Source organism: Sporosarcina sp. P7 (assembly GCF_002743425.1).
In the GTDB taxonomy this organism is placed as follows: Bacteria; Bacillota; Bacilli; order Bacillales_A; family Planococcaceae; genus Sporosarcina.
Window position 1 is genome coordinate 1 of the sequence record NZ_PDZF01000014.1, and the last position, 16,829, is coordinate 16,829.

Here is a 16,829-nt window from a genome sequence, read left to right on the forward strand (position 1 = left end):
ATTGGCTTGCCCAATTCCGCCACGTGGACTTGCTCAACTTCGACAGGTGCACGTGGCGGTTCTGAGCAAGTGACTTGCTCATGTACGAACGCACTTGCAGGCAATCGAGTATAGTCGATTCGGTACCATTTCGTGTTGTCGATTTTCATTTTGTGGTATTCAGAAGTCGATATAAGGCATCCTTGTTTCTCCAAATTATAAATCGTGCGTTTGATCGTCATTTGTGACAAGAACGAAAATTCTTCCAACCATTGATCATACGTTTTACACACCCATAGATGGCCATTATGCATATTTTTTGAAATGAGTAAATGGAAATGCAATTACTGCAAAAATAACGCCTCATGTAACCCGACTAGATGCACAAGAGACGGTAGTAATTGTAATGGCTGTTCATTGATTACTAACTTCATACGGAATTCCTCCTCCATTGCGTGTAAGTGATAGCCATACACCACTTCACTTACTATATAGAGAGCTTTTTGGATAAAGATACTCATTTTGAAAATAATTTCGTGCTCAAAAACTGCACAAAAAAAGAGCGGAAGCATGGAGCCTCCACTCACCTGTGTTAGACGTTAGTTAATATTCAATATTCTTCAGTTTTCGTTTAGCTTCGATAATCATGACTATTGACCAGAAGTAAATCACTTTATGCTCATTATTTTTAATAAATATATAAAATAACGGGTATCCTTCCACTAAATTTCAATCCACACTGAACAGAGTTTGATGCGATATCATTTAGGATTGCAAAGGCATCATATTTCAAATCTTCTGCAATTCAGATTTAATCAGCTGTTCTTCTGTTGAGGATTGTCAACCAAGAATTCTATTAAGTTTTCTTCTAGCTGATAAAGGAATAAAGGCAAAGCCTCCCAGCCAGACGCATAAACTTCTTTATTACCTTTTGGGGCTTGAAGACCTTTAATTTCCCATCCAACTAGCAATCCAACCGAATCAGCAGAATTTTGAAGTGAAATCTCAAAGTCCTTTATATATCCAAGTATTTTATAGATCCCATCCGCCAGATAACCACGATTCTTCGAACGCTTCACTTCAACAATTGTATACCTCTTCTCACCCTGTCCATTGATCCATTCAAGAATAATATCAGGTCGTCGATGATGAATGCTTAACTTCGTCTCTTTCATCAATTCCTTATATTTGCTATGCTCTGCAAAATGGGATGGTATATGCTGATAAAAAATATTGAGTTTAGCATTTCCTTTTTTAAGTACGCTAAGGATTTTTTCTTTTTCTCCAATTAAGGAAATTCTCTCTTCTATCCATCCACACTCCGTATAAAAATCTATAACTTTGAAAGCCACTGCAACTTCATAAAGCGTGTCTCTGCTCATAGGTACGAGGATTTGCTTGGAAAATGCATGGTATAAAAAATCAAGTGGTTGATTCCGTTGCATAGAAATCAGCTCTGCTATGTCTGCTAATGATTTATAGTCTACCCCTCTCGCTTTTCTAGTCCTTTCGATTTGCTGACTGTTTATGCCGTGTAGTTCTGTAATATTTTTTAGTAACGGATTCTTCAACAATTTCCTGCATTTAAAGAGAATGTACTCAACCTTCTTTATCCACTTTTTATGTTCTGCTAGGTAGTCTTCAGAGGTTGATTCATCGGGAGGTAATTCTGTGCCAATTACACCTTGTCCAATCTGATATATATAACGGAGACAAAATAAGAGAACTTTATTCTCGATTAAATCAAAGATAGAAGATCTATTTACGCATACAAAAATAGATGGATCCATCTCGGTCGTCTGCTTCAAAACTGTACGATTCCAATTCACTTTTCCTTTGATTCGTCCTCTTTCAATAGATGTACTGATTCTAGATGACTTAGAAATTCTTCTCAAGATGCTCGGAGCAATAATATCAACAAGCTTTGTCACCTCGTCTGATAATAGAAGATGAGTTGAAGATAGTGTCCGAATTTGATGTTCATTCAATCCTGTTATGTTCTCTAATAGGTTATTTTTATCAACTAAGGAAGCGTGTTGCTGAATGAATCTCCATAACCTATCGCTTGTTGATTTCAGAATCTCTTCATACTCTTGATGTCCCCAGCTGTCATTAATCGTAATAAGACTCATCTTCAGTCTCCTTGTAAGTATTCAAATCTAAATCAAAGAAATCCCTAATGTATTGAATCACCATATTTCTCTGCGGCATTGTAAGGTAAGTCTGTATCTTTCTATAAAACCTTTCTATTTGATTCAACACCAGACCTTCAAATTGCGGAAGAACCGAACTGCACAATACTTCGGCTCGTCCATTTTCTCCTGATATCTCTAGATATACAAGGATATCCAAAATAATTGCTGGACCTAATGATTTTGGTGACTGTTCTAAAACTTTTTTGACAAAAGTTTTATCTTCTTGTTCAATGTCGCTATTTTCAATTAGAAGGTTTAATTGATCTAGACTAGGAACAGGAATGTTGATGAATTTGAATCTACGCATAAGTGCGAATGACATTTCAAATAAGCTATTTTTGTCAAATGTATTCATTGTACCTACTACACGCCAATTCTTACCTATCCAATAAGTAGCAATCGAACTGTCATAATAACTTTTAAGACCATCATAAGATTTGATACTGATATTCTTTTTGGTGGTCAAATCTTTATATGGTAACTCAACGTTCTTTCCTGATAAAGAAGTAAAAATTTGGCCAAATGCTTTATCAATCTCAGCACGGTTAAACTCATCGATGATAATCCATTTGTTCTCTCTTATGCTCTTTAGGAAAATCCCTTCTTCAAATTCCAGCTTTCCTTCATGGTTCGGCATATACCCCCCAATCGTCTCAAATGTACTCCAATCTGCTGTCGCCGTCGTAACTATATAACCGTTTATGTATGCTTTACGTTTCGCCTCAGAAGCAGCATTTTCTGCAATTGTGGTTTTCCCAGTCCCAGGTGGGCCAGTAATTAGAATATGACTTCCAATATTAATATTATTTTTAAATGCAAATAAAGCAGTGTGATCCATAAGCATTCCATTAGCTACTCTGGCTATGTCTGGTTCATATATATCCGTTAACTGGGGTGAATCTATCACCATGTCGTTTTCCTGCGCTTCAACCAAAGGGGTCTCTTCTCCATACCTATAAGATTGTGGTATTAGATACTGATTCTCACCCATGACATTGGCCATGAAAGATTGATCAAATATTTCTCGCATCCCTTCTTCTAGTTCGCTATACTTGTCAAGCATTGCTCTAACCAATGTAATAGTTTTACTTCTTTCAATTCTAGAAATGGCTTGGTTGGGTTCCCACTTAGTCATGGGGCCTATACCAATCACATTATAGGCATTGGCATAATGCAGGAAATCATGCCTTGACATCGGTTCGTTCATTAATAGCTCAATGTCTATTTCAATTCTATAATTCCTACCTGCATATCCGGAATCAAATGGCATCCTAACAATTCTTCCAATACCTATCAGCCCCGTCTCCCAAAACACTTCAGATTTCCCTTTATCTCCGCCAAGCACTATGAAAACTGGTTGTTCTATTGCTATGGCATCCTCGAATAAATTAATGCCTTCTACTACGATTCTAGATTCACGATCTAATATTTTTTGTACTGTAATCGGATCTTTTGTTCTAATGCTATAATATGTTTCATATTCGTTATCGATTGTATTTTCTTCTTCCTCCAACAGTGATATTTGATTCATGGTCATTCCCCCAGTAAACTATTATTTCAATATATATAATACTATTTAACAGCACTTTATCAACAAGTATCAAATTCTCGATATTCGTCTCTTCAAATCAGATGAAATAATCTTATAGTTTAAGACTTTGTAGGTTAGGGTAAAATAATAATTGCTTATTCTTCCATTAATAAGTAAAATAATTCTATATTACCATTTGAGTAATTTAAATCAAGTAGAATCGGAGTGATTCATCAATGTTTCTTTTAACAGATTTAGATAGTCATGTATTTGAAACACCTTACCAAAATGGCTATCGAAACATCCGAATCTTATCGGGGTATGCATCTTCCGCATTCCTTACTCACATTTTAACAATTTATCCAGACATAGAAATTGAACTCATCATCGGCATGGCGAGAAGAGACGGTATTAACAGATGGGATCACGAAAGATATCAAGATCTATCGAGTACCAATTCAAAAATTACGATTAAGTATCAAAGAGCACTCCCTGGAATACATACAAAAATCTATTACTGGTTTGAACCTCTATTGAATAACTCCAGAACGTTTATAGGCTCAGCTAACTTTTCATGGAATGGCTTCCGTGATCAAAATGAATTACTCGCGGAAGTGAGTTTTCCAAATGTAGAGGATGTTTTTGATGTCGCCAATTCGATTGATTGCAGGGATAATGATGTAGAAAACTATATAACCTTTTATAATTTAAGATTCCATAGAGTTCTTATAGAGCCGGGAGTAGATGGGGTTCAATTAGATATGGAGATTACCTCCAATTCTAATACAGAGGTTCGATCACTCAACAATTTGGATTTTGTAGATCTCCCTCTATTAACTAATAATGATACATCAATTCAAGAAACAGCAGGTTTGAATTGGGGACAAAGACCAGGTAGAAATACAAATGAAGCGTACATACCTGTGTCTACCATATTCAATAGAAATCATCCTGATTTCTTCCCTCCCCTAGAGCAGTCTTTCACTATTCTAACCGATGACGGCGAGCAACTCATCTGTAAAATGGCTCAGGAAAATAGAAAAGCAATACATACAACAGAGAGCAACAGAATTATGGGAAGATACTTCAGGAGAAGACTAGGAGTGCAATCGGGGGCCAGGGTAAATGTGCAGGATGTTTTAAACTATTCTAGAACGTCGGTAAGGATTTATAAGATTGACTCAGACACCTACTTTTTGGATTATGGCGTCGCTGGGTCTCCACTTACTGAGGTATGGTGAGTTCTTTTAATAATAAACGGATATTAATAACAACATTTTAGATTCCCTGCAACGAAGAGTTATTTATTAAAATGAGTTGTTACATAAAAAAACGCCCAGATTTGAGCGTTTTTTACTTATCTACTAATTCATCTCAACTAATTAAAAAGATTTTGCATATTTTTTCACTTTGTCACTTTCAGCAAATCTTCCATTGCCATCTGCTTCGACAATGTTCTTTCTTGTCGCTTCTTAATATTATTTTCAAGAATCTTTTTAATATCTCCACTCCATTTAGCTTCCACGGAATCGTAAGGGATTTTTGCAAAGGATTTCAAAATTGCATTGATAATTACTTTAGCTCCAAGCGGAGGTACAGCCATACCAATTTGTTTGCGTACAGATTCTTTTCCACCAATAAATTCAAAATCATCAGGGAATGTCTGAAGACGCGCACGTTCTCTGCTTGTTAATGCCCGGAAATGTTCATAGTGATACATGTGAGTGCCACCGCCACCAGAACCTGTAACAGTGTAAGATGGTGTGTCTGGATTTAGACGCCTATAAATATTGCTCATACGAGCACCCTTAACATTTAAACGCAGTTCTTCGGGAATTTCTTCAGACCAAGCATTTCCTCCTTGTGGAATATGAGATAACATTTTAACCACTTTTGCTTGATGACGTGTGAAGTCATGATTAAAAGCATCATTATTAATGGGAGGTTCTTCAATTGCCTGTTTAGATGTAATCCATGTCGTAGGATCTTCGTGAGTAGGTTTTGGCACTTTAAATTCCACATCTAAATCATTCCTAATTCCTACAATGATAATCCGATGACGCGCTTGCGGTACTCCATATTGCTCAAATTTATATAAGTGTGGGGTTAACTTATAGCCTTGGTCACCCGCGTTAGCTAAGTCGGTCAAAATTTGCAGAAATGCACTACCTTCATTTGCACTTTCAAGCCCTCCTACATTCTCTGCCAGAAACCATTTGGGATTAAACTTATTCAACACTTTCACCCCATATGTATAAAGGGGACCATATTCACCTTCAAACCCTTTCTTCTCTCCAACAATACTGAAGTCATTGCATGGGAATCCAAAGGAAAACGCATCAATTGGTTCAAGTTTACTTATATCTAATTTGCGAACGTCTTCACATATTACGGATTCAGGTCGTTCTGGACATATATTTTGTCTAAATGTCTCACAAGTGTCCTCATCTAAATCATTAGCCCATGCATGTTCCACGAAAAATTCTTCACCCATATCGTTGGTAACTGTTGCATCCTTAGCACCTAGTGACAGCCCACCTGGTCCGCAGAATAATTCTCCTTTTGTAAATTTCATTGCAATCTCTCCTACTTCCTTCACCAGTAATACATTTGAAGCTACTTCAATTATTATATATCTTTACTTATAATTCGACAATGAATAAGTGTTCCCATTTTTGTTCGATTTTATTAAAGCTAAAATCCTTCTCTGTAGTTTTAGGAGACTTGATTATGTCTATTGCAATTGAATGTTGAAAGTTAAACAATTGATTGTCTGCGTGGCTCTTTTGAGATAATGACAATTCTATAACTATTCGCGCGATCCTAGTAGTCTCTGTTCCCGCCCCAAAAGTTTTACCTAAGACATTAAATAGGTCGAGAAAAGATATGATAAAGCAACTTAGACAAAACAGTATTTTAATCCATCTAAATATATGCAAACACATTTACCTCGTTTTATTGGTTAGTTCAATACACATTAATATACTATTTATGTTGTCTGTAAAAGGTTGTTTAAATTAAAAAAATTATGAAAACTTTCCTAGTAATATGGGGACTAATGATATAATTGTAGATATTAAGAAAGGTGTGCAAATAATGCGAGGAAGCGATTTTATATTAAAGGTTATTAGAATATTGAGAGGAACGATAGAAAATAAAATCATCTTTACCTTATTATCCATTGGAGCAACTTGTATTTTAGCTGCTGTGGGTCCAAGTTATATATTACGATTCATACTTGAACTCCTAAATTATTTATTCAAAACAAATTTTGATACAACTATTTTTAATCTTAGCTACATTGTATTCGGAGTACTATTAACAGTAGGAATATTGTTCTGTGTTGGTGCGATACTTTTCTATACAATGACTAAAAAGAATCATATTATCGGCAAGTTAATGAAAATACGACATTCTTCTATTGAATCATCAAATTTTTCGAATACTGACATATCTCCCTCTAGATATCTTTTGGAGATAGTGAATATTGATCAAAAGCTTGAGATGTCTAGTAATACAAAAGAAGGAATTGAAAAAGCCCTCTATATCCAAGAGAAAGCAGTGAAAAAGATCATTCAATTCACAGATGGTAATGATATTAATGACGTAGAATATTACGGAATGGCACATATACCAATAGTTGTTCTGCTAGGTTATCAGATTGCAGACAAAGTCCCAATAAAACTGCACGAATGGAATCAAAATATAAGTCTATGGGAAACCGTCGATTCCGATAACAGAAATTACCCTCCTCTCTTATTGGAAAAGTGTACCGAAAAACAATTACCAAATGAAACTAAAGAATTAGTGGTTAAAATAGGTTTGACATATCCTATTCCAGATGAAAATTTAGATGGCTTAAATCTACATCATTTAAATTCTTATTACATTCATCTAGAAACACCACATCGAAATAACATCGTCAATATTGAACAACTTCAAAGTTATAAGAAATATTTTCGTGATCTCTTAGATGAAATCAATCAAAAGTATCTGAAACTAGAGAAAATACATCTTTTTTATTCTGGTCAGCCAACTTTTGCATATTGTATTGGGAGTGCAATCACTCCAAGAATGGATAAAGAATTCGTCATTTACAATTATGTCGGTACCGAATTTCCCCAGTATAATTGGCACATTAATCTCAAAAAAATAGATCAACCTATTTCAGTTAGTTTAACGAAGGAGTATGTAAATGGGAATGTATAATATGAACGGAATGTTCAACACATTTTATAACAATTATGTAGTATTAAAAAAAACGCAAAAAAATGAGTTGCACGAGAAGAAGAAAACAAATATTGAACGGTTAAAAAACGGTTTAATTGCTTATAACCAAGAAAACTCTACGGATTATAAAATGGCTGAGGAACCAGTAACCCAGGGAAGCGTGGCCATGCATACAGTTACCCAAAATGAATCAAATGATTATGATATAGATGTTGCCATTGTTTTTGAAAAAGACAACTTCCCCGAGAGTACGACTATTGCCAAGCGAGTAATTGAACAAGCACTTTTAAAGAAGTGTACAGGCTTTAAGATTGCACCAAAAGCACATACGAACTGTGTCCGAGTTGTGTATAAGGACGGGTACCACATTGATTTTGCTATTTACCGTCGATTCAAAGAAAGCGAAAATGATGATGAATATACATATGAACATTGTGGGAGTCAGTGGAGGGTTAGAAATCCACGTTCCATTACCCATTGGTTTATTAAACAAAACAAAATTCATGATTCCAGATTAAGAGAAGTTGTGCGCTTGTTAAAAATGTTTACTAAATCGAGGAAGGATTGGGAGATGCCTGGTGGCCTCATACAGAGTGTTCTTACTGACGAAAAATGTCAATCAACTTACACTAGGCTGGACGAAAGGTTTTATTATACATTAGATCATATTAAAAACAGGTTAGAATCAACTATGGAAGTATTAAACCCAACCGATGCTACTCAAAGTTTAATGCTCGTTCAACATGACATCACCAAAATGACCAATTTACTTAATAGAATAAGTTCCCACCTAAAGAAATTAAATGTTTTATTTGAGAGTAACTGCGAGGAAAGTCAAGCAATATCTGCGTGGAATGATTTCTTTAATCATCATTATTGGGAAAACCTTAAGGAAGATCGGTCAATTAGTGAGTTAGCTAAATCCCAGTCCAACAAATTTGAATCTTTCTATGATTTCCGAGAGACTGAAGAATTCATTGAATATATCACTCCAATAAACCTGAAAAACACATTAAAATTAGATTGTAATATTGTCAGTGGCAACAAGACAATAGGCAAATTATCAGATGTCCTTAAAAACAATCAAACATTGGATTCTGGGTTAGGTCTTTACTTTATTGCTACTACAAATGCATCTCCTCCCTACAAAGTTTACTGGAAGGTAAAAAACCGTGGAGATGTTGCTAAAAGAAACGATGTTATTCGAGGTGAATTAACTTCTGGTATTATAAAGGAAAATCAACTATTCCATTATGAAGAAACAGAATTCAACGGGAATCACTTTGTCGAATGTTACATCGTTAAAAAAGGTATATGTATTGCTAGGGGAAAAATAAAAGTTCCAATTAAGGTCAAATGAGATGAGTAAAAAAACAGGTATTAATTCTCTTAATAGTGTGGAATGGATATCTGTTTTTTTCTAATACATATTTGAGTTAATATTACGTTACAAGTCCATACATCCTTAATACATGTTTATGAATTGCTTTACTCATAACATTGTAGCAATCCTTATAATAGAAATGTTTCTCATCCCCTATTCAAATCTATTTTATAAGATTAAATCAAAGTATCTACGAACACACGGTAGATTCATTATATAAATATATATTTGGTGATTAATTCCCTTATAAATGGGTGGGTAATTAAAGTCTTCTAAATCCATCGTACTAGCTTCAATCGGAAATCAACTATCCATATTATTCAGAAACTCTTCACCTGTTGGAATTTCTCATTGGAATTTAAGATTCCTAGTACCTTTACCTAATGATTGTTCAGTCTAAAAAATGACCGGTGAAAGGAACCACTTTGCGGACGACGTTGTTCGCTGATATCTAAAGAAGATAAGAATTTATAGAATGAAATTAACCGTCCGCCTAATGTATGAGGATACTGCCCGATTTTCGAAAAATACGAGTGCTTGCGAATTGTCACGTCATATCCTTCTACCGTAGGCACAAAATGAATATCTGTCGCTTCAGAATTAATTGCTTTCTTGAGCAACTCTAAACATGTTTTTTCTATTATGTTCTTTTCAGTTTCCATAGTTCTCTCCTTTCTCCATTCGACAAAAGACCACTTTTTATCTTAGAAAGAAGTATATATGGAAATTAAATTGTTTGAAAACGCATGACATTTATGTCAATTCAATTTTCATAGTCCATATTGGGTCATAATTCATTTCTTTACGTCAATTCGATATCAAAAATCAATTTTCACATTATTTTCATCATAGGTTCTGTTATACTATAATCAGCTACTATCTTAATCTGTTCGTACAAGTACACTCTTTTGACACAATGTAAAATCGATTGGAGTTTACTTTTGGGCTGACGTTCTATTATAATGGATAAGAGCTTATTGTAATGTTGTGAAGGAGGGATTCTTAGATGGATAATATGTTTAAACTTTTAGGATTCTGGTCAGGTATTTTTGCGGTAATGTTCTTTGTAGGAAATATGATTCCGGCTGCTTTACTTATGGTAGCAGGCACAATCTTCTTTGTTCTACTAGGATACTTGAAGCTTTCAGAGCGTATGTATGTTTACCTATTCGGAGCATACCTGATGATCTTCATGGTTGGTTTTAGTTACTATTCTATTTTCATTCACGTACCTGGCGGAGGACACTAATCCGTACATACAAAAAACAGCTTTCTCAATGGAAAGCTGTTTTTTGTTTGCTTTATTTTGTTCAAAATCCGTGTAAGTATGGGTTTTGGTCTTTTTCGATTCCGATTGTTGTCGCAGGTCCATGTCCTGGATAGACCAACATCTCGTCGTCCAGTGACAATAATTTTTCGTGAATCGCTTTGAGCAATGTTTCCGTATCACCACCAGGCAAGTCGGTACGGCCTACGCTTCCTTGGAACAATGTATCTCCTACGATTGCGAACCCTTCATCTTCAAAGATATAACAAACGCTTCCAGGCGAGTGTCCAGGCACATGACGTAGCTCCATCTTAAACGGACCCACTTCCAAATACTTTTCATCATGAAGTAGTACGTCAGCAGGATGACAAATCACGTCAGGTAATACGGGGTATTTAGCAGAACCGTTTAATTCGGGGCTAGCAAGCCATTTCTTTTCCGCCACATGCAAATACACAGGAATATCAAAAGCAGTTCGAATCTTTTCCACCGCTCCGATATGGTCAAAGTGTGCATGCGTCAGCAAAATGGCAACTGGCTTCAAAGATAACTTTCGTAATTCCGATAGTAATGCCTCTCCATCCTCACCTGGGTCGAAAACTAAACAATTTTTCTCTTCGTCTTCCAATATGTAACAATTCGTCTGAATTGGACCTAATGGACGTATATGTATCCTCATTTAACTCACCTCTAAGTCTAATATTAATGAATATGGACACAAACTTCAAATAATCGTCATTATTTAATCTCGACAAAACGATTCATTAACAGTACAATAGAGGAGGAATATCGCTTTATGGCATTCATTTTTTCAATGTTGAAAGGAGTGTCTACTCAATGAATTTATTAGTCATCATTTTTGGATTGATTGCAATTTTAGCAGTCTTTGGAACGGTCCAAGCTTTTAAAGAGCGGAATCTGTTAAGTATAGTATTCAATGTGGTAACGGTTGTAGTTATCGGAGGATTTACGATCGCTACTGTTATATATTCTGGATACCCGCCACAACTCCACAAATAAGTTCCAAAAAATAAGGACACCCTTTCATTGGGGATGTCCTTATTTTTTTGATTCGATAGTAGACAGTATTGGCGCTTCGGAGGAACGCATTCTAGCTTGCCTTTCATTCCCCACGTAAAAATAGTAACTCCCCAAATTTATTCTTGCGGCTCGATCTCCAACCACTTTACCGTCTCACCAGTCTCTATATCCATCCAAGTATCCAAACTATATCCAATGAGACACTTGTCGCCTTTGCAATCTAAGGAACCGCCTCCCTCTAGCTCTTGGCGCTTTACTTCCTTACCGTCCTGTACCTTCACTAGAAAACTAGTTGGTCTCATCTCGGTTTGATTGGTAACAGTCATCATCAATGTAGTATCATCTGAAAATACAGCGTGACCCATCACGAATGAATCATCTTCGGAAAACCAGGATTGTTTCTCTTTCCGGTTTGCATCCATTACAGTGTATCGTATCTGCTCGCCTTCAAATGATTCAATCAATACTTGATCTGAAGAGGTATGGAATTGGTTGGCGTTATTCGCGAGTATAGTCTCTTCTCCCGTAGACAGCGCTTGTTTTATTACCACTACGTCTTCCATGTACACCAACTCTTCCGCACCTAGCCAACGGGGAAACGGATCAGGTAGTTCTACCGCTACCAATGTATCGTCATTCGCGTCATAGCGCATGATTTCGTAACTCCAATCATCAGAGAAAGCGGTGATCAGTAATTGTGAAGCATCGAATTCGTTCCATTGAATTTCAAGTTCCGAGGATTCTACCGACACTTCATTTAATGGAGTACCCGCATGATCGAGTATATGTATGACAGCTTCTGTTGAGTCGTCTGCTGTTTTGACTAGCAGTTGCGAAGCAGTAGGATGAACTTGCACTTCAGAGATCGTTGCAGTGGCCGTAAATAAGGTATGTATATCACCCGTCTTCAAATCAAACGACAGCAGACGGTCTTTAGCGTCTTTTTGATTGACGAATAAAATCGTCATTTCGTTCAACCAGCCTGCAACAAAACGAATATCATCTTGTGAAGCTGTAAGTTTTTCTACTGGCTCGGCTTCTTTTTCTACTAGTTGTTCTTCGGTTTCAACATCTTCAGATTGCGTACATGACATTAAAAACAATGCACACACTATTGAGATAAGAATTCTTTTCACTTTTTCACTTCCTCTTCAGTTGGTTAAAAAAGAGCTGCGCGGCATAGGCAGCCGCGCAGCTCATCAATTTATTTACTTTCTTTCATTTCAGGACTGCCATCTGGTCTTTCTTTAAAGCGAAGCAAGTCACCGTTGATGATAGCATCTGAATAATTCAATTCAGTATTCGCACGTTCAATATACGGCTCACATTGCGCTTCATCTATTGCTGCTTCTCCTGTTTCGATGTCATAGCAAACTTCCTGAGCGTAAATATTTTTGTCTGTGACAAAACGGCCGTCACGGAAAATCACAAATGGTTCATGATCTGGTGAAAATAAATCGGAACCGAATTGCATATCTGCTTTCGTATCAATTCCCAGTAGGTGAAGAATAGTAGGTCGGATATCTACCTGTCCGCCAAGCTCATGCATCTTCTTACCTTCACCAGAACCTGGTATATGAATGAATAATGGAACCTTTTGAAGCTCTGCATTATCAAATGGTGTAATTTCTTTATCCATATACATACCCATTGCTTTATTGTGGTTCTCGGAAATACCATAGTGATCTCCGTACATGACAATGATCGAGTTTTCATACAAACCGCTTTCCTTCAAGTCCTCAAAGAACTCCTTAACTGCTTCGTCCATATATCGAACTGTTTGGAAATACTTATTCAACGTGTTGGAATTTGATGTGTATTCAGGAATTAATTTATCCTGCTCATCCAAATCAAATGGATGATGGTTTGTTAGTGTAATCATTCGTGTAGCAAATGGTTGCTTGATATCTTTCATCAAGTCAACTGACTGGTGGAAAAACGGAATATCTTTCATTCCCCAGTTGACTGCTTCATCTTCACCAATTGTGTAGCTATCCACATCGTAGAACTTCTGTACGTTAAGTGCTTTATACATAATATCACGGTTCCAGAAACTCTTACTGTTTGCGTGCATGACACTTGTAGCATAACCATTCTCGCCTAGACGTTCAGACAGCGAGTTATATGTGTTACCACTATGCGTGAAAAATACTGCACTACCGTTACGTCCATATAATGAGTTCTCTACGATAAACTCAGAATCGGATGTTTTCCCTAACCCAGTTTGTTGATAAAAGTTGTCAAAGTAGAATGTATCTTTATCGTTTGTTAATCCATTTAAGAATGGAGTAATTTCATGTCCATCCATATCATTGTTAATAACAAAGTTTTGTAAGGATTCAAGTGAAACGATAATTACGTTCTTGCCTTTTGCAGTACCAAACATTTTCGGATCTGGTTGCGCATGGTTGGCTTTGACGTAGTTCTCAATTTCCGTCAACTCGGTACCATCAGCAAATGTACGCTGTGCATGGGATTTGGATTGAACGAATAAATCATATAGATGGTAGTTGTACGTACCAAGGTTTTTAACGAGTAATTCGCGATCAAAGCTTCTTGTCAATAACTGTGGTCGCTGTGTTTCTGCAAGCGCCAAATTGAACATCATCAACGTAGCAGCGGCGGCAAAGTACACTTTACGTCCCATTTTACTGCTTGATTCTTGAACTGGTTCTGGACCTTGCTTGAAGAAGCGAATAGCTACTAAAATAATCAAAACATCCGAGAAAAAGAATAGATCAAGGAAACGCAAGTTCTCGGTAATTGAAGAACTTAAATCTGCAAAGTTACTTGTCTGGAACAATAGAGGCAGTGTAATAAAATCTGTAAAGAAACGATAGAACACAGCATTGGCAAACATGACAAAAGATGTAATGAAACTAATCGCTAAAATATATCGGTTACGTGTTTTTGTCTTTTTAATAAATAAAGCCACCCCATAAATAAACAATAGAAATGCTAGGGGATTAATTAGTAAGATAAATTGTTGCATAGCATTATCGATCTTCATATTGAAACTGGTGAAATACCCGATGTAGGTAGTCAACCAAGTTGCGATTACAGCGATAATGAGTACGGAATGCTTAGGCCATGAAAATTTTCTCATTCCATCTCTTCCTTTCGTTTCGTTTAGATACTGTTTTTTTATTGTCAGCGTATATATATACGTTTGACTGAGTGAAAAGTTTCACATAATACGAGGAATGAGTAGTTTGTATGATATCAGCTAGTTGTTAGCTAGTTTGTTCTCTTCGCAAAACAAGCAATGCTTGAATATATGTTTGTTGATCAATAAATTGATGATCATACAGTTCTTTGACTTCGGACTCCATTACTATACTGTCCTGTCTTTTATTTCCTGTATAAATGATTACACCAAACCGTTTAAGCAATTTCATCACATCATAAAATTCATTCATTCGCGTCACGAGCTTTCTGACAATCTATAATATGTTTGTCTGTGTAAATATAGGACACCGGAACGTCATGCGGCTCCTTAACTATATTATGGCGGATTTGACAGTCAAATGCCAGCGATATTGTTTCAAATGGAAAATTTATCAAATAGCGATCGTAGTAACCCCCACCGAATCCAATCCGGTAACCAGTCTCTGAATACACGACGCCAGGCACGATTTGTAAGTCAATTTCTTCTGGTTTTACAGACTCTGTTATATCTATTTTCGGTTCTCTCAAGTCCATATAGACTACTTCTGTTTGATCAAATGAATCAATCAAACGAAAATCCATTTCCCTCGTAGAGGAGATACATCGAGGAATCGCAACTCGCTTCCCGGCTTGCCAAGCGATTTCTATCAAACGACGCGTGTCCACTTCCGGAAATCTAGATAATGTGATTCCGATTGTTTCTGCATACTTAAATTCATCCGAAGCAAGAACTTTTTCTACTATACTAGCTGATTTTTGTTCGTGATCAGATGGAGTTAATTGATGTAATTGCTGTATAACCTGTTTTCGAAGATGCTGCTTTTCCACTGTACTACCTCCCGTAAGAAAAAACCAAAACCGAAGCAGGTTTTGGTTTTAATGATTATTTCGTTTCACGGTGCAAAGTTTGCTTTTTTTCACGTGAGCAATATTTCATCATTTCAATACGTTCTGGATTGTTACGCTTGTTTTTCTTAGTAATATAATTACGCTCTGCACATTCTGTACAAGCGAGTGTTACGTTTACGCGCATTACTGTCCCTCCCACTCAATAGCTATAGATATAAGTAAAACATGAGCATGATTTATACGACTAATATATTATACCATAGATTCAATCATTGTACAGCAAAAAAAAATCAAATATCATTCATCATATGCTTATGGTATTATGAAGGAAATTCTAGTTATGCGGGAGGGAAACACTATGGATATCCCCTTAATATTACTCAGTATTGGTGTATTGGCTGTTATACTATCGTTTTTTATCGGAAATAAGACTCGTGCGATGGATGATGAATTGGAAGCTGTTTCGATTAGCCTTCATCAGGAAATGAGTAATCTAAAAAAAAGAGTGCGGTTGCTTGAAGAGGAATTGATGGTTGCATCCCCGACTTCCGAGCCCATTGCACCAGCACCTCAAAAAACGATACACGCAATTATAGTCAATCAAATTATCTCTCTTCACAAACAAGGCTACACGGTCCCCGAGATTGCAAAACGCGCTTCACTTAGTGAAAAGGAAGTAACGGACGTGCTACATTCCAAAGGAGTGCGGTTGTCATGATCAAGGAAATATTGCGCGCTGTAGGTATTGGTTGTTTGATAGCTGGTGGCATTCTGTATTTCGTACAACAACAAACATCCGAAGGTTCGTTGCAAAAGCAATTAGCAGATTTAAAAGAAGAAATAGCCATTCTAAAAAAAGAACTGGCGATTGCACAGACATTGTCGCGGAAAGATGCTATCCGTCAACCAGAATCTGAACAAGATACGATTCCAGAGAAAAGTGAAGCGGAGGAAATTGTCACGAAGAGCTTCACGGTTAAAGCAGGCATTACACCTGCCGAGTTATCACGTGAATTAGAAAAAGAAAAATTAATAAAAAACGCAGAAGAATTCGAATTATATATAATTGAAAATGATTACACACGAAAAATCAAAACCGGTACATACGAATTACGCTCCGATATGCGTTTTCCCGAGATTGCTAAAATCTTTTTACACTTATAATAAAAAAGACGAAAACCAAAT

Annotated in this window: 17 protein-coding genes and 1 pseudogene; 7 read left to right on the forward strand and 11 right to left on the reverse strand. The window is 36.4% G+C overall.

Features of this window, described 5'->3' with window-relative positions:
* The 3 genes and pseudogenes from CSV60_RS12785 to CSV60_RS12800 form a co-directional block, all read right to left on the reverse strand.
* Positions 1 to 323: pseudogene (locus tag CSV60_RS12785) on the reverse strand (conserved phage C-terminal domain-containing protein); the annotation flags it as partial.
* Positions 324 to 794: 471 nt separating this feature from the next.
* The gene (locus CSV60_RS12795; protein WP_099637266.1) at positions 795 to 2,111 is read right to left on the reverse strand and encodes a hypothetical protein; all 1,317 of its coding nucleotides are present in this window, start codon (positions 2,109 to 2,111) and stop codon (positions 795 to 797) included.
* The gene (locus CSV60_RS12800; RefSeq protein WP_158233181.1) at positions 2,092 to 3,705 is read right to left on the reverse strand and encodes an AAA family ATPase; all 1,614 of its coding nucleotides are present in this window, start codon (positions 3,703 to 3,705) and stop codon (positions 2,092 to 2,094) included. The genes CSV60_RS12795 and CSV60_RS12800 overlap by 20 nt, the downstream gene beginning before the upstream one ends.
* A 236-nt stretch (positions 3,706 to 3,941) precedes the next feature.
* On the opposite strand from CSV60_RS12800, the gene CSV60_RS12805 reads away from it, so the two are divergent.
* Positions 3,942 to 4,946 carry a restriction endonuclease PLD domain-containing protein gene (locus CSV60_RS12805; RefSeq protein WP_099637268.1) on the forward strand — a complete coding sequence of 335 codons (1,005 nt, stop codon included), beginning with the start codon at positions 3,942 to 3,944 and terminating at the stop codon, positions 4,944 to 4,946.
* A 164-nt stretch (positions 4,947 to 5,110) separates the two neighbouring features.
* Here the strand turns inward: CSV60_RS12805 and CSV60_RS12810 are convergent, their stop codons facing one another.
* On the reverse strand, positions 5,111 to 6,280 hold the full coding sequence (locus CSV60_RS12810) for a DNA cytosine methyltransferase (RefSeq protein ID WP_099637269.1): 1,170 nt from the start codon (positions 6,278 to 6,280) through the stop codon (positions 5,111 to 5,113).
* Between the two features lie 521 nt (positions 6,281 to 6,801).
* Here CSV60_RS12810 and CSV60_RS12820 point away from each other — a divergent pair.
* A complete protein-coding gene (locus tag CSV60_RS12820; RefSeq protein ID WP_099637271.1) occupies positions 6,802 to 7,914 on the forward strand; it encodes an SAVED domain-containing protein in 1,113 nt (370 codons plus the stop codon).
* Positions 7,901 to 9,295 (forward strand): nucleotide-binding domain-containing protein, encoded by a 1,395-nt coding sequence (locus CSV60_RS12825; protein WP_099637272.1) that lies wholly within the window; start codon positions 7,901 to 7,903, stop codon positions 9,293 to 9,295. Before CSV60_RS12820 ends, CSV60_RS12825 begins: the two co-directional genes overlap by 14 nt.
* Before the next feature lie 404 nt (positions 9,296 to 9,699).
* On the opposite strand, the gene CSV60_RS12830 is transcribed toward CSV60_RS12825, so the two are convergent.
* Positions 9,700 to 9,981 (reverse strand): ATPase, T2SS/T4P/T4SS family, encoded by a 282-nt coding sequence (locus CSV60_RS12830; protein WP_199175290.1) that lies wholly within the window; start codon positions 9,979 to 9,981, stop codon positions 9,700 to 9,702.
* Between the two features lie 344 nt (positions 9,982 to 10,325).
* Here CSV60_RS12830 and CSV60_RS12835 point away from each other — a divergent pair, with 344 nt between their 5' ends.
* Positions 10,326 to 10,568 carry a DUF2626 domain-containing protein gene (locus tag CSV60_RS12835; RefSeq protein ID WP_099637273.1) on the forward strand — a complete coding sequence of 81 codons (243 nt, stop codon included), beginning with the start codon at positions 10,326 to 10,328 and terminating at the stop codon, positions 10,566 to 10,568.
* Between the two features lie 61 nt (positions 10,569 to 10,629).
* Here the strand turns inward: CSV60_RS12835 and CSV60_RS12840 are convergent, their stop codons facing one another.
* A complete protein-coding gene (locus tag CSV60_RS12840; protein ID WP_099637274.1) occupies positions 10,630 to 11,265 on the reverse strand; it encodes an MBL fold metallo-hydrolase in 636 nt (211 codons plus the stop codon).
* Positions 11,266 to 11,423: 158 nt separating this feature from the next.
* On the opposite strand from CSV60_RS12840, the gene CSV60_RS12845 reads away from it, so the two are divergent.
* On the forward strand, positions 11,424 to 11,606 hold the full coding sequence (locus CSV60_RS12845; RefSeq protein WP_029054522.1) for a DUF2759 family protein: 183 nt from the start codon (positions 11,424 to 11,426) through the stop codon (positions 11,604 to 11,606).
* Between the two features lie 137 nt (positions 11,607 to 11,743).
* On the opposite strand, the gene CSV60_RS12850 is transcribed toward CSV60_RS12845, so the two are convergent.
* The 5 genes from CSV60_RS12850 to rpmG all read right to left on the reverse strand — a co-directional run bounded on the left by CSV60_RS12850 (position 11,744) and on the right by rpmG (position 15,828).
* Positions 11,744 to 12,763, reverse strand: coding sequence for a YqgU-like beta propeller domain-containing protein (locus CSV60_RS12850; protein WP_099637275.1), 1,020 nt, complete (start codon positions 12,761 to 12,763; stop codon positions 11,744 to 11,746).
* A gap of 68 nt (positions 12,764 to 12,831) precedes the next feature.
* Positions 12,832 to 14,733 (reverse strand): LTA synthase family protein, encoded by a 1,902-nt coding sequence (locus tag CSV60_RS12855; RefSeq protein WP_099637276.1) that lies wholly within the window; start codon positions 14,731 to 14,733, stop codon positions 12,832 to 12,834.
* Positions 14,734 to 14,860: 127 nt separating this feature from the next.
* Positions 14,861 to 15,046, reverse strand: a complete 186-nt coding sequence (locus CSV60_RS12860; protein ID WP_099630186.1) for a YqgQ family protein — start codon at positions 15,044 to 15,046, stop codon at positions 14,861 to 14,863.
* A complete protein-coding gene (locus tag CSV60_RS12865; protein WP_099637277.1) occupies positions 15,039 to 15,623 on the reverse strand; it encodes a 5-formyltetrahydrofolate cyclo-ligase in 585 nt (194 codons plus the stop codon). The genes CSV60_RS12860 and CSV60_RS12865 overlap by 8 nt, the downstream gene beginning before the upstream one ends.
* 55 nt (positions 15,624 to 15,678) lie before the next feature.
* Positions 15,679 to 15,828 carry a 50S ribosomal protein L33 gene (rpmG, locus tag CSV60_RS12870; protein WP_029054517.1) on the reverse strand — a complete coding sequence of 50 codons (150 nt, stop codon included), beginning with the start codon at positions 15,826 to 15,828 and terminating at the stop codon, positions 15,679 to 15,681.
* Positions 15,829 to 16,002: 174 nt separating this feature from the next.
* On the opposite strand from rpmG, the gene CSV60_RS12875 reads away from it, so the two are divergent.
* Together CSV60_RS12875 and CSV60_RS12880 are read left to right on the forward strand one after the other, a co-directional pair.
* Positions 16,003 to 16,362, forward strand: a complete 360-nt coding sequence (locus CSV60_RS12875; RefSeq protein ID WP_099637278.1) for a hypothetical protein — start codon at positions 16,003 to 16,005, stop codon at positions 16,360 to 16,362.
* Positions 16,359 to 16,808, forward strand: a complete 450-nt coding sequence (locus tag CSV60_RS12880) for a hypothetical protein (RefSeq protein ID WP_099637279.1) — start codon at positions 16,359 to 16,361, stop codon at positions 16,806 to 16,808. The genes CSV60_RS12875 and CSV60_RS12880 overlap by 4 nt, the downstream gene beginning before the upstream one ends.
* Positions 16,809 to 16,829 lie beyond the last annotated feature (21 nt).

What these genes read in the sequence shown, in the direction of transcription:
- CSV60_RS12795 (WP_099637266.1), bottom strand. Translation starts at nt 2,111, where the DNA reads ATGAGTCTTATTACGATTAATGACAGCTGGGGACATCAAGAGTATGAA.
- CSV60_RS12800 (WP_158233181.1), bottom strand. Translation starts at nt 3,705, where the DNA reads ATGAATCAAATATCACTGTTGGAGGAAGAAGAAAATACAATCGATAAC.
- CSV60_RS12805 (WP_099637268.1), top strand. Translation starts at nt 3,942, where the DNA reads ATGTTTCTTTTAACAGATTTAGATAGTCATGTATTTGAAACACCTTAC.
- CSV60_RS12810 (WP_099637269.1), bottom strand. Translation starts at nt 6,280, where the DNA reads ATGAAATTTACAAAAGGAGAATTATTCTGCGGACCAGGTGGGCTGTCA.
- CSV60_RS12820 (WP_099637271.1), top strand. Translation starts at nt 6,802, where the DNA reads ATGCGAGGAAGCGATTTTATATTAAAGGTTATTAGAATATTGAGAGGA.
- CSV60_RS12825 (WP_099637272.1), top strand. Translation starts at nt 7,901, where the DNA reads ATGGGAATGTATAATATGAACGGAATGTTCAACACATTTTATAACAAT.
- CSV60_RS12830 (WP_199175290.1), bottom strand. Translation starts at nt 9,981, where the DNA reads ATGGAAACTGAAAAGAACATAATAGAAAAAACATGTTTAGAGTTGCTC.
- CSV60_RS12835 (WP_099637273.1), top strand. Translation starts at nt 10,326, where the DNA reads ATGGATAATATGTTTAAACTTTTAGGATTCTGGTCAGGTATTTTTGCG.
- CSV60_RS12840 (WP_099637274.1), bottom strand. Translation starts at nt 11,265, where the DNA reads ATGAGGATACATATACGTCCATTAGGTCCAATTCAGACGAATTGTTAC.
- CSV60_RS12845 (WP_029054522.1), top strand. Translation starts at nt 11,424, where the DNA reads ATGAATTTATTAGTCATCATTTTTGGATTGATTGCAATTTTAGCAGTC.
- CSV60_RS12855 (WP_099637276.1), bottom strand. Translation starts at nt 14,733, where the DNA reads ATGAGAAAATTTTCATGGCCTAAGCATTCCGTACTCATTATCGCTGTA.
- CSV60_RS12860 (WP_099630186.1), bottom strand. Translation starts at nt 15,046, where the DNA reads ATGAATGAATTTTATGATGTGATGAAATTGCTTAAACGGTTTGGTGTA.
- rpmG (WP_029054517.1), bottom strand. Translation starts at nt 15,828, where the DNA reads ATGCGCGTAAACGTAACACTCGCTTGTACAGAATGTGCAGAGCGTAAT.
- CSV60_RS12875 (WP_099637278.1), top strand. Translation starts at nt 16,003, where the DNA reads ATGGATATCCCCTTAATATTACTCAGTATTGGTGTATTGGCTGTTATA.
- CSV60_RS12880 (WP_099637279.1), top strand. Translation starts at nt 16,359, where the DNA reads ATGATCAAGGAAATATTGCGCGCTGTAGGTATTGGTTGTTTGATAGCT.